16 protein-coding genes are annotated in these 20970 nt (G+C 63.1%); 1 reads left to right on the plus strand and 15 read right to left on the minus strand.

Translation table 11 applies throughout. The annotated features are described in order from the left end of the window. Positions 1–21: 21 nt before the first annotated feature. Positions 22–384: a hypothetical protein gene (locus KF910_RS01700; RefSeq protein WP_292258472.1), complete on the plus strand. Its 363-nt coding sequence runs from the start codon at positions 22–24 to the stop codon at positions 382–384. Between the two features lie 217 nt (positions 385–601). On the opposite strand, the gene KF910_RS01705 is transcribed toward KF910_RS01700, so the two are convergent. The 15 genes from KF910_RS01705 to flgK form a co-directional block, all read right to left on the minus strand. Continuing rightward, entirely contained in the window at positions 602–1141 is a 540-nt protein-coding gene (locus KF910_RS01705; RefSeq protein WP_292258473.1) for an RHS repeat domain-containing protein, read from the minus strand. A gap of 335 nt (positions 1142–1476) precedes the next feature. After that, on the minus strand, positions 1477–2949 hold the full coding sequence (locus tag KF910_RS01710; RefSeq protein WP_292258474.1) for an RHS repeat-associated core domain-containing protein: 1473 nt from the start codon (positions 2947–2949) through the stop codon (positions 1477–1479). A gap of 348 nt (positions 2950–3297) precedes the next feature. Next, on the minus strand, positions 3298–4692 hold the full coding sequence (locus KF910_RS01715; protein WP_292258475.1) for an RHS repeat-associated core domain-containing protein: 1395 nt from the start codon (positions 4690–4692) through the stop codon (positions 3298–3300). Positions 4693–4897: 205 nt separating this feature from the next. Continuing rightward, on the minus strand, positions 4898–6775 hold the full coding sequence (locus KF910_RS01720) for an RHS repeat-associated core domain-containing protein (RefSeq protein ID WP_292258476.1): 1878 nt from the start codon (positions 6773–6775) through the stop codon (positions 4898–4900). Between the two features lie 191 nt (positions 6776–6966). Beyond that, positions 6967–7506, minus strand: coding sequence for a hypothetical protein (locus KF910_RS01725; RefSeq protein WP_292258477.1), 540 nt, complete (start codon positions 7504–7506; stop codon positions 6967–6969). Between the two features lie 2 nt (positions 7507–7508). Beyond that, positions 7509–8645 carry an RHS repeat-associated core domain-containing protein gene (locus KF910_RS01730; RefSeq protein WP_292258478.1) on the minus strand — a complete coding sequence of 379 codons (1137 nt, stop codon included), beginning with the start codon at positions 8643–8645 and terminating at the stop codon, positions 7509–7511. A 29-nt stretch (positions 8646–8674) separates the two neighbouring features. After that, complete coding sequence (locus KF910_RS01735) at positions 8675–9028, minus strand: hypothetical protein (protein WP_292258479.1); 354 nt, start codon at positions 9026–9028, stop codon at positions 8675–8677. Between the two features lie 50 nt (positions 9029–9078). After that, entirely contained in the window at positions 9079–13269 is a 4191-nt protein-coding gene (locus KF910_RS01740) for an RHS repeat domain-containing protein (protein WP_292258480.1), read from the minus strand. An 8-nt stretch (positions 13270–13277) separates the two neighbouring features. Continuing rightward, complete coding sequence (locus KF910_RS01745; RefSeq protein WP_292258481.1) at positions 13278–13835, minus strand: hypothetical protein; 558 nt, start codon at positions 13833–13835, stop codon at positions 13278–13280. Positions 13836–13956: 121 nt separating this feature from the next. After that, positions 13957–14592 (minus strand): ABC-type transport auxiliary lipoprotein family protein, encoded by a 636-nt coding sequence (locus KF910_RS01750; RefSeq protein WP_292258482.1) that lies wholly within the window; start codon positions 14590–14592, stop codon positions 13957–13959. Beyond that, positions 14589–15527 (minus strand): MlaD family protein, encoded by a 939-nt coding sequence (locus tag KF910_RS01755; RefSeq protein ID WP_292258483.1) that lies wholly within the window; start codon positions 15525–15527, stop codon positions 14589–14591. Before KF910_RS01755 ends, KF910_RS01750 begins: the two co-directional genes overlap by 4 nt. 9 nt (positions 15528–15536) lie before the next feature. Then, complete coding sequence (locus KF910_RS01760) at positions 15537–16310, minus strand: ABC transporter ATP-binding protein (protein ID WP_292258484.1); 774 nt, start codon at positions 16308–16310, stop codon at positions 15537–15539. After that, positions 16307–17428 carry an MlaE family ABC transporter permease gene (locus KF910_RS01765; RefSeq protein WP_292258485.1) on the minus strand — a complete coding sequence of 374 codons (1122 nt, stop codon included), beginning with the start codon at positions 17426–17428 and terminating at the stop codon, positions 16307–16309. The genes KF910_RS01760 and KF910_RS01765 overlap by 4 nt, the downstream gene beginning before the upstream one ends. 202 nt (positions 17429–17630) lie before the next feature. After that, positions 17631–18551 (minus strand): flagellin, encoded by a 921-nt coding sequence (locus tag KF910_RS01770; RefSeq protein ID WP_292258486.1) that lies wholly within the window; start codon positions 18549–18551, stop codon positions 17631–17633. Then, entirely contained in the window at positions 18551–20662 is a 2112-nt protein-coding gene (flgK, locus tag KF910_RS01775; protein WP_292258487.1) for a flagellar hook-associated protein FlgK, read from the minus strand. Before flgK ends, KF910_RS01770 begins: the two co-directional genes overlap by 1 nt. Between the last annotated feature and the right edge of the window lie 308 nt (positions 20663–20970).

A 20970-nucleotide genomic window follows, 5' to 3' on the forward strand; every position in this document is an offset into this window, starting at 1 on the left:
GCGTCCGGTCGGGGGGCACGAATGAAGCACCGCCTCGCTGACCACCTGCAATCGTTTGAGTTCAGGCCGAACAGCCAGCGGGTCGCCGTCGCCGTTCGGCCAGCGCCGGATGGCGACGGCGTTTTCGCGATTCTGAAGGTCGAACGCTGCATCGATCTGCCCCAGGCCGAGTGGATCGCCGACAAGATCAGTGCCGACATGCGCGCTCTTCTTGGGGCGGGTTCGGCGGACGAGGTCGTTCAGAAGCACTGCTACCTGGCATCGGACGCAGATGGCTGGACGGCCGCCATAGGCGTCGAGTTGATCGACCGCTCGGAAGCCGATGCCGTCGCTGCGGTGCTCGCCGCATACGCTGACCCAGGGCCCGGCGGCACGTTGAACTGATGTCGCTATCCGTCGAACCGCTCATGGGCCGTGCCCGACACCTAACCCTCTGCAGCCGTCCATTGTCGCTGCAGACGACCGTGACGTTCCGCAGACTGGTGGGGTTCGTATGGTGAATAACCCACCATTGAGCAAAATGGCGCCTCTATACGATTCTTATCCAAAATCAGGCTGCACAAATCCGCATAACATGATGATTTTGCTGCACCATATCGCCTTACAGTCCATTCCCTACATCACCCACCATCGTCATCTTCCCAGATCTCCCCGTCATCCGGTTGGCGCTGTCGTACGTATAGGCCCGGGTTCCGTCGTTGGTCAGGTTGCCCCGCGCGTCCGAGCTCATGGCCACGCTGTTGACCGAGGTCGGCTGGTTCAGACCGTTGCGCGTCAGGGCCTGGGCCCCCGCCGAGGGGGTGTAGAGATAGGCCGGGTTGCTGATCGACCGCACCCCCACCTGACTGGCCGGATTGTAGATCAGGCCATAGGTCACGTCCGACCCCGTCCCCGCCAGGTCGTGCGCCAGGGCGTTCATCCGCGACGCCCCGTCATAGCCATAGGTGGTCGTCACCCCATTGCCCCGCGTCAGGGACGTCCGGCGGCCCAGGTCGTCATAGGTGAAGCCCGCGATGGTCGAGACGCCCGCCTGGGTCACACCCTTCAGCGCATCGTCCAGGTCGTAGCTGTAACGGATCTCGAACGCGTCCGGATAGAACAGGTGCGTCCGGCGGCCCGCCAGGTCGTACTGCATCGTCATGACGCCCAGGACCTGGGTTTCCGTCAGCTTACGCTTGAGTCACCTTTGACGAGTATGTCCTTTAATTTTTCCATCCCGTCCGATGTAGTATACCGTTGACCCCCTCCCCATGTCTCCAGTTGGTATGGAATTATTTTGAGAAAAATCTGGGGGATTTGTCAGAATATCTACCGATCCATCTATATTGACCCTAATTAACGCCTCCTGCCATTCACTAATGGTCCACCCACTATCTTTTGCTATCATAAGATATGAATTCTCTGTTCGCTGATTCATATCCGATACTGATGAGCATCCAGATATCATTAAGCATGTAAATGTTAGAGACTTAAATTTCATCGATAAAGTTTCCTTATGTCACGCATGTTCTGCGGCGCTCTAGTAAGTTGTCCAGATGGCTGCTGAACGATTACGGGGGCGCCTTGTCCTGGCGTATATTGGCGTATTATCCCGCTTGGACCTCTTACTAAGGTGCTTTCATATCGCGAGAATTTAGCACTATCAGATGCCATATTTGCGGCCATAATGTCTACTTCGGACATATAATCCGAGGCATACTCATCGTCCCTAGGTCCGCTAGCTCTAACATCCCCGTTAGATTCTCGCCTGATATAACCTGTGTGTGTATGCCAAATTTGGACAGAGTCGGTGCGATAATTTGCTTGGCCTCCGGATGGAGATAATACTTCAGCTTCTGTGGCGACAAACGATCCGTCAGAGCTTTGATAAGTAGATCCAGAATATTCCTTTATACTATCTCCAGCTTCGTTAGCGTAGAAATTTAGGGCATCTACAGAAGCTTCTTGGGCAGTTGCGAACTTATCTCCAGGCTTAAACATCCCCGTCGGATCGGTCCTGTTCACCGGATCGAGCCCGACGTAGGCATACAGGTTCATCCCCTGTTCGTAGCCCACCGGATCGGTCTGCATGAACCGGCCCAGGCCGGGGTGATAGGCCCGGGCCTTGTAGTGGTAGAGGCCGAAGTCCGGCAGCCATAGCTGGCCGGTGAACATCATCCGGCCGGCGTTGCCAGTCCTGGGCTGGCCGTATTCGTCATAGGCCAGGGTGTAGGGAGCCGTGCCCGCCGCGTCGGTGATGGCGATGGTCGAGGCCTGGTGGTCCTGAAGGCTCCACAGCGGCGTCGCGGCCGTGTCGCCCTGATAGGCCACCAGCAGTTCGTCCGGCCACGGGCCCCGGATCAGGCGGTTGACGATGGTCGTTCCCCCGCCGTTGGCCGCCGCCCCGGCGATCATGTCGCCGTCGTAGAGGTATCGCGCCCCCGTCGTCCCCACCATCTGGATCAGCCGGTCCAGAGGGTCATAGGCCAGGGTCGAGGTTCCCGTGCCCGTCATCCGGTTGGCGCTGTCGTACGTATAGGCCCGCGTCCCGTCGTTGGTCAGATTGCCCCGCGCGTCCGAGCTCATGGCCACGCTGTTGACCGAGGTCGGCTGGTTCAGACCGTTGCGCGTCAGGGCCTGGGTCCCCGCCGAGGGGGTGTAGAGATAGGCCGGGTTGCTGATCGACCGCACCCCCACCTGGCTGGCCGGGTTGTAGATGAAGCCATAGGTCACGTCCGACCCCGTCCCCGTCAGGTCGTGCGCCAGGGCGTTCATCCGCGACGCCCCGTCATAGCCATAGGTCGTCGTCACCCCATTGCCCCGCGTCAGGGACGTCCGGCGGCCCAGGTCGTCATAGGTGAAGCCCGCGATGGTCGAGACCCCCGCCTGGGTCACACCCTTCAGCGCATCGTCCAGGTCGTGGCTGTAACGGGACGATAATATCTTATTTGTCAGACGCCCTAAAAACAACTCCAATCCCAATACTTGATATATATTCAATTGTATTACTGTCTAAATAACATTCTGGGTCGCATACATTCAGAGTAATATACAATATGCATGTTGCACTACTTATTATATTTACATAATCCGATATAAAAGATTCAAATGGCTTGATAAGATGCAAAATATCGGGGCCATTATATTTCGTGTGCGTGCCGATATCAAACCGACAATACGTTTCTCTATTCGTCCCAGATCCAGTTATTCTTTCTGAACCAAAAGACCACGAGAGCTTTGCTCGCATGTCTACCTTTTTTTCAATTTCCTCAACCTTCATGGTTGGGTGCCAAATTGCTATTTCAAACCTAGCCATGTCTATTCTCGATCATCTCGATGTCTAGTTTGCCCTCGGCCTCGTCTATCACGACCTCTCTCTACACCGTGATCGCTGATATTGCCCTGATCAACAGAGAGTCCAGTTTTAGGGTCCGTGGTAACGATGCCTCCATCTGGAGTTACACCAACCCAGTCATCCGGCTGGGCGCCTATACCATCCTTGATATCGTGAATACCGCCGCGATCAATGTCAGACTGGTCGATTGGTCTTGTTCCTCGCGGAGCGTTCGTAGGTCGAGAGCCTCTGCGACGATCTTGTGCGGCGCGATCATCGCGATCATTGTTGAGGATGTTACCGAATAATTCACGGCCCGCCTCTGCGCCGGTCCTAATTCCCCCCGCGATTGCCGCCCCGGCCTGAACTAAGCCATCTCGACATGAAGCGTTAGCACTGCACGAGGCTATTGCCACGGTAGCCACAGCAGTCGCACCAGCAGCAACCAAATACGTCTCGGTAACGCACAGATCCCAGACACATCTGCCACTCGGATCAGTCCTGTTCACTGGATCCAGCCCCACATAGGCATACAGGTTCATCCCCTGCTCGTAGCCCACCGGGTCAGTCTGCATGAACCGCCCCAGGCTGGGGTGATAGGCCCGGGCCTTGTAGTGGTAGAGGCCGAAGTCCGGCAGCCATAGCTGGCCGGTGAACATGATCCGGCCGGCGTTGCCAGTCCTGGGCTGGCCGTATTCGTCATAGGCCAGGGTGTAGGGGGCCGTGCCCGCCGCGTCGGTGATGGCGATGGTCGAGGCCTGGTGGTCCTGCAGGCTCCACAGCGGCGTCGAGGCCGTGTTGCCCTGATAGGCCACCAGCAGCTCGTCCGGCCACGGGCCCCGGATCAGGCGGTTGACGATGGTCGTTCCCCCGCCGTTGGCCGCCGCCCCGGCGATCATGTCTCCGTCGTAGAGGTATCGCGCCCCCGTCGTCCCCACCATCTGGATCAGCCGGTCCAGCGGGTCATAGGCCAGGGTCGAGGTTCCCGTGCCCGTCATCCGGTTGGCGCTGTCGTAGCTATAGGCCCGCGTCCCGTCGTGGGTCAGGTTGCCCCGCGCGTCCGAGCTCATGGCCACGCTGTTGACCGAGGTCGGCTGGTTCAGACCGTTGCGCGTCAGGGCCTGGGTCCCCGCCGAGGGGGTGTAGAGATAGGCCGGGTTGCTGATCGACCGCACCCCCACCTGGCTGGCCGGGTTGTAGATCAGGCCATAGGTCACGTCCGACCCCGTCCCCGCCAGGTCGTGCGCCAGGGCGTTCATCCGCGACGCCCCGTCATAGCCATAGGTCGTCGTCACCCCATTGCCCCGCGTCAGGGACGTCCGGCGGCCCAGGTCGTCATAGGTGAAGCCCGCGATGGTCGAGACCCCCGCCTGGGTCACACCCTTCAGCGCATCGTCCAGGTCGTAGCTGTAGCGGATCTCGAACGCGTCCGGATAGAACAGGTGCGTCCGGCGCGTTCGATGGCTGAAACCTCGGCGGCGTCCGGGCCATGGCGAATGGCGGCGCCCAGCAAGCCGCCGCTTTTTTGGAAGCGCAACCTTTTGGATCTCTCGACCGAGGTCGCTCAGAACTTACACTCCGGACTTAAAGCTGGTCTTTACTAGGAGTATTCGCAAAGTTCGCTTCTTCGAAATCCCATATCCCGTCGCGGAGACCTTCCTCCAGCAACCCGTAGACCGCATCTATCTTCGTTGATGGAGGAACATCTATGGATGCGAGGTAGTAGGACCCACTCGAGAATGTCCCCTCATAACTACATCCGTGACGCTCAAAATCAGGCCAGCGCTTAAGAAATTCTTTAGCCCCGTCATTACCGGGAACTCGTATCCTGTAGCAAGAATGCCCGCCAGATTTGGCGACCTGAATGAACTCCAATCTACCATCTTCATATATCTTGTAATTGACGATATCATTCAGGCTTACCCCATACGCATAAAAAGGAGAGTTATCGAGAACAGCCAGCCGATCTCCAATTTTATTAGCGTGGATATTTTCGAAAAAGAAATTGTCTCCATCTCCAATAGGGAATGAAATTAATACACCATCAATTGCTTTGTTTATCATTGCGATAGGCGTCCATTCATCTGGATTTCGTGCCCCTTTGCCACGATTACATGTTCGACATGAGTCACGTTCATTTTCTGGCGTATTATTCCCGCCTCTAGATCGTGGATCGATGTGATCTCGTTCGCGAGAATTCGGATGTCCAGGTTCGTTGGTCGTTGCTTGCCCACAATACGCGCATGGTACGCCTTCTTTCCCTGCTCGAACCTCAGGCGTTTCAGCCGGAAAGCGCCGTCCAGCACCAGGGCCACCTGTCGAACCCGTCTTACCATCCGCTCCGGTCGGGCGATCACTTGGAGTTGCACTATCGGGAGCCGGGATCGGATCGGTTGTTTCCACGGTCGGAGTGTTGCGAACGGGGCCCTTCAACCAGTCCCAGACCGCTCCAGCTCCGCTAACAATCGCATCAGTGACAGGCCGGAGACAATCGGCGGCTATGCAGGCGATAACCGCGCCAGTTACTGCTACCGCTACCGTCGCCTCAACAACGCACACATCCCATACGCACTTCCCGCTCGGATCGGTCCTGTTCACCGGATCGAGCCCGACGTAGGCATACAGGTTCATCCCCTGTTCGTAGCCCACCGGGTCGGTCTGCATGAACCGGCCCAGGCCGGGGTGATAGGCCCGGGCCTTGTAGTGGTAGAGGCCCCAGTCCGGCAGCCATAGCTGGCCGGTGAACATGATCCGGCCGGCGTTGCCGGACCTGGGCTGGCCGTATTCGTCATAGGCCAGGGTGTAGGGCGCCGCGCCCGCCGCGTCGGTGATGGCGATGGTCGAGGCCTGGTGGTCCTGCAGGCTCCACAGCGGCGTCGAGGCCGTGTTCCCCTGATAGGCCACCAGCAGTTCGTCCGGCCACGGGCCACGGATCAGCCGGTTGTTGATCGTCGGCGACGCCGGCACCTTGACCGCCGTGATCATGTCCCCGTCGTAGAGGTAGACGCCCCCGGCCGTCCCCGTCATCTCCACCAGCCGATCCAGCGGGTCATAGGCCAGGGTCGAGGTTCCCGTGCCCGTCATCCGGTTGGCGCTGTCGTAGCTATAGGCCCGCGTCCCGTCGTGGGTCAGGTTGCCCCGCGCGTCCGAGCTCATGGCCACGCTGTTGACCGAGGTCGGCTGGTTCAGCCCGTTGCGCGTCAGGGCCTGGGCCCCCGCCGAGGGGGTGTAGAGATAGGCCGGGTTGCTGATCGACCGCACCCCCACCCGGCTGGCCGGGTTGTAGATCAGGCCATAGGTCACGTCCGACCCCGTCCCCGCCAGGTCGTGCGCCAGGGCGTTCATCCGCGACGCCCCGTCATAGCCATAGGTGGTCGTCACCCCATTGCCCCGCGTCAGGGACGTGCGGCGGCCCAGATCGTCATAGGTGAAGCCCTGCTTGGTTTCCCGTCTGATGACCATGTCGGAGTTTGATCGGTCACGCCGCAACGAACAAGTCTCAGAAGGCGCCGTTAAGACTCTAAAGAGAGGCAACTCAGAGTTAAGTCGTCGGTGTCTCTAAAACCGATTTCGAAGCAATAAGTTACGATACCGCTTTTATCTCGCCCTCAAGCCTCTTAACTCCGTCACGTCTTTGTTTATGATTATACAGACTAATCAATTGGGTCGGGGGCGAGCAGCGGAATTTTGTCCGCGTAATACCAAACTGGGCCAAGAGAGAGTTTTCTGCTGGGGCCTTGCTCGTTGTCAAAACGAGCAAACGCTCTCACGCCAAATTGCGGCTCATAAATAAAGAAACCTTGGTCGGCAACCTCCGATTCGCGCCTGTCGATCGAGACAAATCTAATGATCCAAGCATCACAAACTGTAGATAATTTCGCCGCGCATTCTGGGTAGAAATTGTATCCGTGAAAACCGTATTCTACCCCATCAAAAAAATCACCTTTAGGTACAACAAAAGGAAATGCCGCAAATACGCAGCTGTATTCCGATGTAGAGCACTCTAATTTTGAGCTTAGAAAAATTTCTTCTCCACCATCAAAGCGCCTGATAACCGATCCAGAACTTATGGATAATAGTTGTCCTTCAAAGCGGTATTCAGTTTCGTTTGACTGACTGTATGCGGCTTGCGTTCCGCAACCTGACAGCATTCCCGCAGTAAGGATGGATCGGAGAATCCATCTAAATGTCATTTTTACCATCCCATAAGTTGATCAACCAGGTCTGAGTAGGGTTGTTGGTGTGTGAGCGCTCGGGTACTCGGAGAGGCGGGATCAACAAATGCACGCCCCTCTCCACGTGAACCGTGAATGCCTTCGTGGACTGTTGTCCTCATGCGTTGAGTCTGGCGTTCGGTTGCATTTCGACCGTATCCACCACCTAATCCCAAGGGGAACACTGTAGTGGTGTTTGCTCGACCGAACGAGTCTGTCGTCGCTGTCACACCCCTTCCTCCCGATCCGGCAACATCAGCAACAAACGTTCGGCCAATCAACTCCTGACCTATTTCGCCAGCAGTAGTTCTCACTTCTCGCGTTTCGCCGGTCGCTTGGCCATTCCGTCCCACTACGGGAACGCTCGTGCTAGCCGGTCTGCTAGGGTTGGACATTAGTAGATTCACTGAACTCGTATACGCCCGCTCATAAGCTGCGATCTGGGCGCGTTGCTCCGTGCTTGGCGTGCCTTTCACCTCGTCAATTTTACAGGCGTAATTCGGCCTTTCGGTTGTGCCGTTGTTTACGCAAGTAGTCCCCGTCGGATCGGTCCTGTTCACCGGATCCAGCCCCACATAGGCGTACAGGTTCATCCCCTGTTCGTAGCCCACCGGGTCGGTCTGCATGAACCGGCCCAGGCCGGGGTGATAGGCCCGGGCCTTGTAGTGGTAGAGGCCGAAGTCCGGCAGCCATAGCTGGCCGGTGAACATGATCCGGCCGGCGTTCCCGGTCCTGGGCTGGCCGTATTCGTCATAGGCCAGGGTGTAGGGCGCCGTTCCCGCCGCGTCGGTGATGGCGATGGTCGAGGCCTGGTGGTCCTGAAGGCTCCACAGCGGCGTCGAGGCCGTGTTCCCCTGATAGGCCACCAGCAGCTCGTCCGGCCACGGGCCCCGGATCAGACGGTTGTTGATGTTGGGGGCGGCCGGGACCTTGACCGCCGTGATCATGTCGCCGTCGTAGAGGTAGACGCCTCCGGCCGTCCCCGTCATCTCCACCAGCCGGTCCAGCGGGTCATAGGCCAGGGTCGAGGTCCCCGTGCCCGTCATCCGGTTGGCGCTGTCGAACGCATAGGCCCGCACGCCGTCGTTGGTCAGGTTGCCCCGCGCGTCCGAGGTCATGGCCACGCTGTTGACCGAGGTCGGCTGGTTCAGTCCGTTGCAGGTGTTCTACCGGTCCTTCCATACAGCGCATTCGTGTCGAGAACAGATATTGCATGGGAGGAGTTTGACCAAGAGCAAATGTTCTCGTCATCACAGCCGGTTCTTACAAGAACTCCTGTAACGCACATAAATTTGTTTGAAATAATTAGATTTGGATCAAATTTTTCAACACGAACTCCCAACTCATATACTTTTCCAACTACGGAATCACGGTTTACAGTTTTGCGGATATTTTGATCTTCTCCACTTATCGTAAGCATGCCGCAAGCAGTTACGATATTATTTGTGTATATATTAGGATTTTCAAATAAATCAATTGGATTTGATGCATTATCATGCACCCCGGCGCACGATGGTAACAAAATGCAAAGAGAAAATATCGCGCACTTATTCATTGACCTTCACCGTGGTTCTGAATAGCGTCCAGGGCCCTTAAAATCGTCTGTCTCTGGCCCGGCGTGAGGCGCCCAGAAACTACTCTAGCGCTTGCTTGACCTTCTGATATCTCCAGAACAACAACGGCATCGCCTTCCAGAATATAGTTAGCGAGACCAAATTGGGCGGAATGGCGCCAGTCGATGCTACTTGGGCCTGGTCCTTGGCCTCCAATATCTGGATGCGAATGCGCTACCGCGGCTGCACCAGCAATTTTTGCGGATGTTGTTTCCGACCTTGAGGGAGTGGCGCCGGGATTGGTGATGTCTTGATGCGTCACTCCTGCATCTGTGACGTCAAGTCTATACACTACTTCATTGCGGTTTCTAAGGGCTTCAGGACTCATGGACGACGCGTGTTGGTCCAACTCTCCACTGCCAACCGCCGTGCGCCGAAATGCGTTCGTCTTCGGATTGAAGTTACGAGATTCCATACAGGAGCCGCTTAGTCCTAACGCTCCGATTGAAGCGCAACTCATCCCACTCGGATCGGTCCTGTTCACCGGATCGAGCCCCACATAGGCATACAGGTTCATCCCCTGCTCATACCCCACCGGGTCGGTCTGCATGAACCGGCCCAGGCCGGGGTGATAGGCGCGGGCCTTGTAGTGGTAGAGGCCGAAGTCCGGCAGCCAGAGCTGGCCGGTGAACAGCATCCGGCCGGCGTTGCCCGCCCGCGGCTGGCCGTATTCGTCATAGGCCAGGGTGTAGGGAGCCGTGCCCGCCGCGTCGGTGATGGCGATGGTCGAGGCCTGGTGGTCCTGAAGGCTCCACAGCGGCGTCGCGGCCGTGTTGCCCTGATAGGCCACCAGCAGCTCGTCCGGCCACGGCCCCCGGATCAGACGGTTGACGATGGTCGTTCCCCCGCCGTTGGCCGCCGCCCCGGCGATCATGTCCCCGTCGTAGAGGTAGATCCCCCCGGCGGTCCCCGTCATCTCCACCAGCCGGTCCAGCGGGTCATAGGCCAGGGTCGAGGTCCCCGTCCCCGTCATCCGGTTGGCGCTGTCGAACGCATAGGCCCGCGTCCCGTCGTTGGTCAGATTGCCCCGCGCGTCCGAGCTCATGGCCACGCTGTTGACCGAGGTCGGCTGGTTCAGACCGTTGCGCGTCAGGGCCTGGGCCCCCGCCGAGGGGGTGTAGAGATAGGCCGGGTTGCTGATCTGGCGCACCACGACCTGGCTGGCCGGGCTGTAGATGAAGCCATAGGTCACGTCCGACCCCGTCCCCGTAAGGTCGTGCGCCAGGGCGTTCATCCGCGACGCCCCGTCATAGCCATAGGTGGTCGTCACCCCATTGCCCCGCGTCAGGGCCGTGCGGCGGCCCAGGTCGTCATAGGTGAAGCCCGCGATCGTCGAGACCCCCGCCTGGGTCACCAGCCTCAGCGCATCGTCCAGGTCGTAGCTGTAACGGATCTCGAACGCGTCCGGATAGAACAGGTGCGTCCGGCGTCCCGCCAGGTCGTACTGCATCGTCATGACGCCCAGGACTTGGGTTTCCGTCAGCTGGCGGCCCAGGGCGTCCCAGGTCATGCACACCGCCGTCGTTCCGCACGCCGGCGTCCCCGAGGCGTGGCTGGCCGAGGTGCGCCGGCTCAGATTGTCATAGACGTACCAGACGTCGTTCGACCCCACCGGCGCGTCGATCGCCGTGATCCGGTTCAGGGTGTCGAAACTGGTGACGAAACTGTCGCCCGAACGCGTCCGCTTGGTCGTCGGATTGTCGTTGGCGTCATAGCCGTACTGCTCATAGTCCGACGGATTGGCCGCATGCGCCCCCACCGTCGCCGACGGATAGTTCAGCCGATACACACGGTCGAACCCGTCGTAGGTGAAGGCCGAACGGTTGCCGACCCCGTCCTCCATCCAGCTGACCTTGCCGTTGGTGGTGTAGGCCTGGGCCATCAGAACCCGCGTGGCGCCCGCCCCGTCGCCCTGCTGGACCTGGACCACCCGGTCGGCCACGTCATAGCTGTTGGTGGTGATCCGGTCGCGGCCCCAGTTCCCGGCGGCCGAGCCGGTGCAGGCCGAGGTCGGCAGGCTTCCGAACACCGCCGTATTCATCCGCACCGCCGTGCAGGTGGGCCGGCCGGCGGCGTCATAGCTGTATTGGGTGATCAGCGGATGGGTCGAGCCGACGAAGGCCGAATCGCGGATCTTGCGGCCCTGCAGGTCATAGGTGACGGTCGCCGTCTGAAGGGCGCTGAAGGCCGCCCAGGCGGGATCGGTCTGGCCCGTGGTCGTGCCCTGCTGGACCTGATCGACCTGGCCGTCGGCGTTGTACTGGGTGCGGGTGGCCGGATACAGGCGGCCGCCGACCCCGTCCGGGTCCGGGCCGATCACCCCCACCTGCTGGCGCATGGCGTCCCAGACGTTGCGCGTGGTGTCGGCGGCGCCCGGCAAGGGGCCGTCCACCGTCAGCACATTGCCGACCGCGTCATAGGTGGTGGCCACCGTCGCCGTCAGGGAGGCGTCGCCCGCCCCGCTGGAGACGCTGACCGGCCGCAGATTGCTGGCCACGCCCGAGGCCCCGGCCTGATAGGTGGTGGTGCTGACCACCTCGCCCGCCGTTCCGGTGCAGCTGGCCAGGGTGACGCACTGCGACTGGCCCACCATGACCCAGACCGGCGCGGCCGCCTGGGTGATGGTCGAGGCGCCGTTCTGCTTGTACCAGGCATACTGCTGCTGCCAGCTATAGCGGGTCTGGGGCCGCACCGCGCCCAGGCTGGGCGCCGGCAGGGTCTCGGTCAGCAGGTTGCCGGCCGCGTCATAGGTGTAGTCGGTCGTATTGCCCCGCCGGTCGGTGACCGAACTGGGCAGGCGGCATTTGATCGGCTCCAGCGAACAGTCCGGATAGACCACGTCCACATCGGTCGCGCCGAGGCCCGAGCCGGGCTTGGCCGTGGTGTGGATCTGGGTGATGTAGCCGAATTGGTTCCGGCTGACCGTCACCCCGTTGCCCTCGGGATAGACGACGAAATTCAGCCCCGCGCCGTTTTCGCCGACATAGGTGGTCTGGCTCAGCGCATTGGTGACCGACAGCAGCGACGGCGGCCGCAGCAGCTCGTTCGTCAGGCTGGGGCTCCAGTAGTACCGGCCGCTCCAGAAGATGTTGTAGACGGTGGCGTTGCTGTTCGGATCGGTGACGGTGACGTCCAGGTCATAGTCGCCGTCCGGCTGGTCGCAGGGGCCTGAGGGCGCGCAATAGCTCTCATAGGCGTAGGTCCAGGTTCCCGACCCGTCGCTGGCCGAGGTGACCACCGTCCCCCAACTGCGCGCGAAGCTGTAGCCGTAGGTGATCGACGACCCGGAGGTGCGCGACGGCCGGGCCATGCCGATGACCTTGGCGGTCAGGGGGTCGGGACCATCGAAGATGACCCGTGTCGTGCGGTTGAGCGAATCGGTGACATGGCGCTCGTTTCCGACCGTGGTGAAGGTCAGGCTGGGCCAGGTCTGGGAATAGGTGCAGCTGGTCGCCGCCAGGGCGCAGGCGTCCACGGCGTTGTTCAGCGCCGTCACCTGGCTGAGATCGGTCCCGGAATAGTCGAAATGCAGCTGATATCCGTAGTTGTTCGTCACCGAGACCAGGGCGCCGGACGCATAGGTGTAGGTCAGGACCTCGCCCGTCCTGCGTGTGACGGTCTGAAGGCTGGAATGGACGCCATGACCCGCATAGGTGGCGACCGAACCGTCCCGCGCCGTGTAGGTATAGCCCCCGACCGTCTCCAGCAGGTCGCCATGGCCGTCGATCAGATCGAAGGTCGTCAGCCCGCATCCGGCGCGCTGGAAGATGTTCGAACTGCCCATATAGACGACGGTGTAGAAGACCAGGCAGTAGGGGTCGGGCTTGGCTGGCTCATAGGTGACCTCGCCCCAGCTGCTGTAGCGCCAGCCCCGGCCCTTGCCGTCCCAGGCGGCGGTGAAGCTGAGCCCCCCGTTCGCCGGATCGCCGATGGTTATGGTCGGGGACGAGATCTGGACCGAGCCGCTGGTCAGGTCGACCCCGAACTGGTCCACGGCCTGATAGACCGACGGCGGCTCCAGGCTGGCCTGGGCCAGGGCTGGGCCGGCGCAAAGGCCCGTGATCGCCAGTCCGCCCGACAGGACCTGGCCGAGGCGGACAAGGGCGATGCGGAAGAGGGTTCCGTTCATGTCCGACCTCAATGGCAGCAGGTGTTGGTGGCCCAGATCGGCGTCGATCCGTCATAGATCACCGCGTCGCCGTTATCCTGGATGACCAGAAGGGCGCCCGGATGCCCGGCCGTGCCCGAGGCCCAGACCACGCTGCCGTCCGAGGCATAGGCCACGAGGTTGCCGGTCGGCTCCATCTTCACATACAGGCCCTGGCCATTGACCGTGTTCGTCGCCCACAGCGGCGTGGTCCCGAAATACAGCACGATGTTGCCGTCCACCTGGAGGCGGAAGTTGAACCGTCCGTCCTGCGACACCAGCCGCTGGGTCGGGACCAGGATCTCGTTTGGATGCAGCACGAATCCCATGATCGGCAGCGGGGTCGTCGTCGTCCCGCGCGACAGTCGGTTGTCGGCGTCGTCATTGCCATAGGTCGTCACGCTGCCGGCCGCGCCGGTCACCGCCCGCCCGACCGCGACCAGCCGGCCGAAGGCGTCATACCTGTAGGTCGCCTGTTCCTGCGCCAGGGCCGGCGTCCCCGCCAGAAGTCCCACCGCCACCGCCACGCCGATCCGCCAGCCGCCCATGTCTCGCCCTCCCAAACCAGCGTTACGGTGAGGGGCGCGGCCACACACGTCAAGGGATCGGCGACAGGCCGCTCTACGCGTTTGAGATGTATGAAGGAAGGGCTCCAGCCAGACCGTTTCGTCAGACCTCACCCGCGTTCCGGTCCATCCAGGCGACCAGTTGGGCGTTGATGTCGCGGGTGGCGATGTCGAAGGCTTCGACGATGGCGCCGACGCGGTTGGCGGTTGCCGGCTGGGTGACCGAGAAGGTCTGTTCGGCCGAGACCCGGCGATCCGGCATGGTCAGGACGCGGGCGCGCACTGTCATCACCACCTCGGGCGCCCCGCCCGCCTGGGCATAGCGCGCTTCGAAGGTCCGGACGTCGAGGGCCAGGGCCTTGGCCGCCGGAGTCAGTTCACGCGGCCCGATCAGCCGCACGCGCGACGACTGGGCCGCGAAGGCGCCCTCCAGGCTGGCGGTGTAGAGATCGCGCGCGTCCGAGATCCAGCGCGCGCCCTTGATATAGGCCGTCTCGGCGCCGTTGACGCCCAGGATCTTGTCCCCTTCGGAGGCCTGGGGGAATTCGATGCGGCGCAGCAGCACCTGCACCGATTCGACCGTGGAAGCCGGGGCCTCAGCGGCCGCCGCCGTCCCGCCGAACCGATAGGTCTGGACCGGCGGGGGGGACTTCAGCAGGGCGCAGCCGCCGGCTGCGACGGCCAGGGTCGCAGTCAGGGCGCCGGCCAGGGCCAGCCGCAGTAGGGTCGGACGGATCACGGCTGGACCTCCATTTCCTTGGCCGGGGCCCGGCCGATGAAGTCGCGCGGGCTGGAGCGGACCTGGTCGACCAGTTCCTCCAGCGAGCGGGTGGCGCCCTCCAGGCCCTGGATCGCCTGTTGCAGTTGCGGCAGGCCGGTGTTGGCGAACTCGCCCACCGGGCCTTCCAGCCCGCTGGTCATGCGGTTGATCGAGGCCACCGCCTGCTGGGCGTCCTCTGCGGCCTTGTTGATATTGGCCACCGCCTGGCGGCCGTCGCCTTCCACCAGCTGGCGAGTGCTGACGCCCAGCCGTTCGTATTCGGCCACGGCCGAGTTGGCGCGGGTCAGGGCCTGCTCCAGCTGTTCCAGCATCCCCTTGCGGGCCTCGAACTCGGTGGTGATGGCCTCGACGCTCTTCAGGCTGGTCGAGAAGCTGCGGATGTTGTCGTCGCTCAGCACCCGATTGATGCGGTTCAGGGCGTCCACCGTCTGGGCCAGGACCGTGCCCGATCCGCTCAGCAGTTCGGCGATGGGCGACGGCTGGCTCTGGATCACCGGCACGACATTCTCGGGATACTGGGTCTTAAGCAGGGCGCTGGACGGCTCTCCGGCGGTGATCTGGATATAGTTCAGTCCGGTGATGCCCTGGGGCTCCAGCTGGGCGCGCGAGGTCACCCGCACCGGGGTCTTGGCGTCCAGCCGCACCCGCGCGATCACCTGGTCGCCCTTGTTGGGATCCAGGTTCAGGTCGGTCACCTCGCCGACGCGGATGCCGTTGAAATGCACCTCGCCGCCCTCCGACAGGCCGCGCACGGGCCCGTAGAAGACGATGTCGTAAAGGTCATACTCGCTGTTGAACTGCAGCCGGGCCAGCCAGATGCTGAACACCACCAGGGCCGCCACCAGGGCGACGGTGGCGATGCCGACGGCGGCGTAGTGGGCGTCTCTTTCCATCTTCAGTCCTCAGGCCGCCTTGGTCGCCGCGCGGCCGCGCGGGCCCAGGAAATACTCTTGAATCCAAGGGTGGCCGGACCGTTCCAGTTCCCGCACCGTCGCCTTGGCCACCACCTGCTTGTCCGCCAGCACCGCCACCTTGTCGCAGATGGCGTACAGACTATCGAGGTCGTGGGTGATCATGAAGACCGTCAGCCCCAGATCGTCCGACAGCTGGCGGATCAGGTCGTCGAAGGCCGCGGCCCCGATCGGGTCCAGTCCCGCCGTCGGCTCGTCCAGGAACAGCAGTTCGGGGTCCAGCGCCAGGGCCCGCGCCAGGCCGACCCGCTTGCGCATCCCGCCCGACAGCTCGGCCGGCTTCAGATAGTGGGATTCCGGCCCCAGCCCGACCATGGCGATCTTCATCTCGGCCAGGTCGCGGATCATGTCGCGCGGCAGGCTGGTGTGCTCGACCAGGGGCGAGGCGACATTGTCCAGCACCGTCAGGGCCGAGAACAGGGCTCCCTGCTGGAACAGGACTCCGGTGCGCCGCTCGATGTCGAACGCCTGTTCCTTGCTCAGCTCGGCGCGGTCGTGGCCGAAGACGCGGATCGTCCCGCCTTCCGGCTCCTTCAACCCGATGATGGAGTTCAGCAGCACCGTCTTGCCGGTGCCCGATCCGCCGACAACGCCCAGCACCTCGCCGCGCTCCACGTCTAGGTTGAGTTCCTGGTGGATGACCCGCTCGCCGAACTGGCTCAGCAGGCCGCGCACCTCGATCAGGGGCTCCGCCGCGCCGTTCACAGGTTCAGCTCCAGGAAAATCATGGCGAAGACGGCGTCCAGGAAGATGATGGCGAAGATGGCCTGGACCACCGCCGCCGTGACCCGCCGCCCCAGGCTTTCGACATCGCCCGCGACCGCCAACCCCTGACGGCAACCGATGGCCGCCACGACGATGGCGAAAACCGGCGCCTTGACCATCCCGACCATCAGGTGGGTGTCCATCATCGGATCCTCCAGCACCCGCTGGATGAAGAAGGCCGGGCCGTAGGACAGCTCGCTCCACGTCACCAGAAGGCCGCCCAGAAGCCCCGTGACGATGCCGACGAAGGTCAGCAGCGGCAGCATGACCAGCATGGCCGCCAGTCGCGGGATCACCAGGGCCTGGAAGGGATCGACCCCCATCACCTGCATGGCGTCCACCTCCTGGTTCATCCGCATCGAACCGATCTCGGCGGCGAAGGAGCTGGCCGACCGGCCCGCCAGCAGGACCGAGGTGATGACCACCGCGAACTCGCGCAGCACCGACACCGCCACCAGCTGCACCGTGAACACCGCCGCCCCGAACTGGGTCAGCAGGTTGGCGCCCAGGAAGGCGATCACCGCCCCGATGAAGAAGTTGGTCACCGCGATGATGGGGATGGCGTCCAGTCCCGCCCGCTCCGCCTGGCTGAACCAGGCGGGCCAGCGGATGCGGCCTGGGTGTTTCAAGGCCGAGCCGGTGGCGATGATCAGACGGCCCAGGAAGGCCATCGACAGGGTCATCTCGCCGATGATGTCATAGACGCCGCGTCCCACCTTGGCGAAGGCGCGGGTGAAGGCGTCGGACCGGCGCGGCGGCGTCCCGCTCTCGCGTTCCAGCTTCTCGACCATGGCGTAGATGCGGCCCGCCTCGGGCCGTCCCCGCCAGGCGCTCTTGGGCAGGCCCCCGGCGCCTCCGGCCTGGAACAGAGCCAGGGCGCCGGAGGTGTCGAACCGCCCCATCTCCTCCAGGTCCAGGGCCGTGATCCGCCGGCCGTCCAGCGCGCGGTCCAGCCGCTGGGCGCGCCGGTCCATGCCGGTCGTGGTCCAGTCGCCGGTCAGCCGCAGGGCCGCCGCCCCGTCGTCTCGGTCCGCGATCTCGAAATCGGCCTTGGTCATCGCCCCCACAATAGCCCAGCCGCGGCCGGCGCCTATGGCCAAGCCTGTCCGGAACCGACAAACGCCGCGCCGCCCGGTTGGTTCGGTCCCTGGAGCATGATCCTGGAGCCTGATTCACCGTATCGATGAAATCACGAAGCGATTCCATCTCAACGGATCAGGCTCTAGGCGGGCTTTTGCGTCCCAGCAGGGCGCGCGGGCGTCAGGTCAAGAAGTTGAGCAGCGACGTCTGACGCAACTGATTGACCACCTGGGCCGAGGCCTGGATGGCGATCTGCGACATCTCCAGGTCGGTCAGGGCCTTGGCCATGTCGGCGTCGGTCTTGTCCGCCAGCAGGGCGTCCAGGGTGTCCATCCGCTCCTTCTGGCTCTTGATCGTGGCCTCGACCCGGTTCTGCATCACCCCGTTCGACGCCGCCTTATCGATCACCACCGTATGGGCCGTGTCCAGCCGCTTCAGCACCCCGGTCAGGAAGGTGATCGTCGCCTCGTCCGGCGCTCCGGTCAGGGGCGTGGCCTCGTGGAAGGCCTGCAGGTCGCGGAAGATCTGATACAGTTCCGTTCCAACCTCGTCGGCCAGGAAGGTGGTGTTCAGGGCGGTGTTTTCGTCCACTCGGGACGTCTGTTTCAGCGTGTCGTTCGAGAAGGCCGCCGCCACGCCGGGCGCGGCCGACAACTGGGCCAGGGTCATATCCGCCACCGGCGCCTCTGCGACATTGCCCCCGGCGAACAGATAGTGGTCCTGATGCCGGGTGTTCAGCCCGGCCTGCACGCCCTGGAACTGGACCTGAAGCTCGCTCATCAGCCCGTCCAGCCGCCCGGCGGCCAGGGCCTGTGCGATGGCTTCGCGCGCGCCGGTCGCCCCGTCGGCGATCTGGCTGAAGGCCAGGTCCTGGGCCGCCAGCCGCTCTGCCGTGGCGCTGGCGGTGTCGATGAAGCCCTGCAGCCGGCTCTGGCTGGATTTCAGCGCCGTCAGGGTCTCCGATTGCCGCCCGAAACCGACCAGGCTGGTGGCGATCTTCTGGGTCGAGACCCGCGCCTGGGCCTCATTGGCCTGGGTCTGGGAGAACATCAGGTTGGCCAGGGCCGACTGGTAGTTCCCAAAGGTCGAAACGCGCGTCATCAGATCATCCCCAGCAGGGTGTCGTACATTTCGCGGGCGGCCTGGATCAGCCGCGCCGAGGCGTTGAAGGCCTGCTGATAGGTGGTCATCAGCACCAGTTCCTCGTCCAGGTTGACGCCCTCATAGGCCGTCTGCCGCGCGCTGGCCTCGCTGTAGAGGGCGGTGGCGCTGGCGGCGCGGTTCTTGGCCACCGTAGCCTTGCCGCCGATGTCGCCGGACAGTTCGGACGCATAGCGCGAGATCGACAGAGAGCCGCCGGCGCTGCCGCCCGCGGCCAGGAAGGTCGCCGACCTCTGGCCCGCGTCGGCCAGAAGTTGCGCCCCGCGTCCGTCGCCGGTCGCCAGAGCCGAGGCCCCGGGCGCCGCGCTCAGGTTCAACTGGGCCACCGCCAGCCGCATCGGACTGGACTGGATGTCGGTCCTCAGGCTGAAGCCGTCGGCCCGGCTGGCCCGCACCCCGGCGCCGATGCCGAACATCTCGGTCATCGACACGCCCGAAGGAACCTGGGTGGTCCGATCCTCCAGCACCGACAGCTTTGCCGGGGTCGATCCGTATCCGGTGAAGGCCAGGACGCCATTGCCGTCGAAGGCGAAGGTTCCGAACCGCCCCACTCCCGTCGCCGGATCGTTCAGCGCCGTCAGCAGGTCCGCCACCGTCCCGCCCGCCGGAATCGCCACCGCCAGGTCGCGCAGCTTGGCCCCGCTTTCGCCGGTGAAGCGGAAGGTCACCGTCTCGCCCGCCGTGAACCCGTGCGGCGAGGCCGCCGTCAGCCCGAGATCATAGTTGGACGGCCGATCAGTGGTGACCAGGTCGTTCAGCCCGAAGTAATGGGAGAAACCGCGCCCGGCCTTGTCGCTGGGGCTGGCCGCATCGTCGGCGATGGCCACGCCCCGGTTGGCGCCCGCCTCGATCTTCAGCACCCCGTTCGAGAAGCTGGCCGTGGCGCCGGGCAGTTCGGCGTTCAGCACCGACAGGAAGGTGGCCGGGGTCGCCGCCGTCCCGTTGATGGTCATGGTCCCGCCCGAGAAGACGATCTCGGCCCGTGACTGGATCACCCCCGCATCGTTGACCACCGTGATGTTGGTCGTGCCGGTGAAGCCCGTCAGGGCCGATTCCAGCGACTGGCCCACATTGCGTCCCGTCAGGACCTGGGGCGCGGGCACCGAGGTGTTGGCGTTATGGGCGCGGTTCAGCTCGTCCGCCACATGGGCCATCAGTTCGGCCAGACGCTCGGCCGCCTGCGGCGCCTCGACGTCGCGCAGTTCGACCAGGCCCTTGATCTCGCCCGAGGTGATGGAGTCCAGCAGCGGCTTCTTCTGCCCGCGCGGCTCGGTGACCCAGATCTCGTTGAAGCTGGTCTCGGCGTTGACCGTGCCGGCGCGGTTGTATTCCAGGGTCGCATAGCCGTCCCCGGCCAGCAGGACGCCGGCCCCGGTGCGGATCGAGACCCCGCCGACAGACCGGCCGGTCACCCGGACATCCATCAGTTCCGACAGCTGGGAAATCAGCGCCGCCTGGGCCGATTCCGCACCGGTGGCGTCGCCGTTGACCACGGTGGCCCGGGCGATCTCGACATTCAGCGCCTCGATCTGCTGCAGCAGGCCGTTGGCCTTTTCCACCGCGCTCTGGATGCGGCCGTCCGCGTCCTCGCGCGCGGCCTGGATCTGGCTTGAGATACGGGTCGACTCGTCGAACAGGGCCTGGACCCTGTACAGGGCCTCCTGCCGCCGGGGCGCCGACACCGAATCCTCGCCCACGCTGGCGAAGGCCGAAAAGACGGAGTCGATCTGGGCGAAGAAGCTGCTGGACCCGCCCGGGTCGCCGAACAGGGCCTGGATCCGGTCGTACAGTTCATAGCGCACGCCCTGGCGACTGGCCTCACTGCCGGCGTTCAGGCTGGCGGCCTGCAGGAAGCGGTCGGTGGCCAGGCGGATGCGGGTCACCTCGACGCCCGTGCCGATCCCCTGGGTGGTCAGGCTGGCCTGTTCGCCGATCTTGCGGACATAGCCGGGCGTATTGACGTTCGAGACATTGTCCGAGACCACGCGCAGCTGGGTCTGGGCCGTCTGCATCCCGGTCGTGGCGATGTTGAGGATCGAGTTCAGCGACATCCGCCGGCCCCCTGGCGCCCGGCGCCCGGCAGGCCGTGCCCGCCCGCGCGCATTTCTTGCCCGGCTCCGTCCCTTGGGGATCGCGCCTGAGCCTTGAAATCAAAGGACATGTGGAATTTCGTCCGCGACATGGCCGATCAGGCGCGCAAGGTCCGCGCCAACCGCGCCACCGCGCTTCCGCCGGGCAAGACTGGCCCCCAAGGGCGGCAAGATTCGCCACCGAGCGCATGGCTCGACCGTCGCCTTGGAACAGAGTTCTTCTTGTTTTTACAATGGCCTGTGTCCAGCGGCACAGATTGGCCCGCCGC

It is taken from the genome of Brevundimonas sp., assembly GCF_019636155.1.
Taxonomy (GTDB): domain Bacteria; phylum Pseudomonadota; class Alphaproteobacteria; order Caulobacterales; family Caulobacteraceae; genus Brevundimonas.

What these genes read in the sequence shown, in the direction of transcription:
- KF910_RS01740 (WP_292258480.1), bottom strand. Translation starts at nt 13,269, where the DNA reads ATGAACGGAACCCTCTTCCGCATCGCCCTTGTCCGCCTCGGCCAGGTC.
- KF910_RS01730 (WP_292258478.1), bottom strand. Translation starts at nt 8,645, where the DNA reads ATGACCTCGGACGCGCGGGGCAACCTGACCAACGACGGCGTGCGGGCC.
- KF910_RS01705 (WP_292258473.1), bottom strand. Translation starts at nt 1,141, where the DNA reads ATGACGATGCAGTACGACCTGGCGGGCCGCCGGACGCACCTGTTCTAT.
- KF910_RS01725 (WP_292258477.1), bottom strand. Translation starts at nt 7,506, where the DNA reads ATGACATTTAGATGGATTCTCCGATCCATCCTTACTGCGGGAATGCTG.
- KF910_RS01745 (WP_292258481.1), bottom strand. Translation starts at nt 13,835, where the DNA reads ATGGGCGGCTGGCGGATCGGCGTGGCGGTGGCGGTGGGACTTCTGGCG.
- KF910_RS01720 (WP_292258476.1), bottom strand. Translation starts at nt 6,775, where the DNA reads ATGGTCATCAGACGGGAAACCAAGCAGGGCTTCACCTATGACGATCTG.
- KF910_RS01765 (WP_292258485.1), bottom strand. Translation starts at nt 17,428, where the DNA reads ATGACCAAGGCCGATTTCGAGATCGCGGACCGAGACGACGGGGCGGCG.
- KF910_RS01700 (WP_292258472.1), top strand. Translation starts at nt 22, where the DNA reads ATGAAGCACCGCCTCGCTGACCACCTGCAATCGTTTGAGTTCAGGCCG.
- flgK (WP_292258487.1), bottom strand. Translation starts at nt 20,662, where the DNA reads ATGTCGCTGAACTCGATCCTCAACATCGCCACGACCGGGATGCAGACG.
- KF910_RS01770 (WP_292258486.1), bottom strand. Translation starts at nt 18,551, where the DNA reads ATGACGCGCGTTTCGACCTTTGGGAACTACCAGTCGGCCCTGGCCAAC.
- KF910_RS01755 (WP_292258483.1), bottom strand. Translation starts at nt 15,527, where the DNA reads ATGGAAAGAGACGCCCACTACGCCGCCGTCGGCATCGCCACCGTCGCC.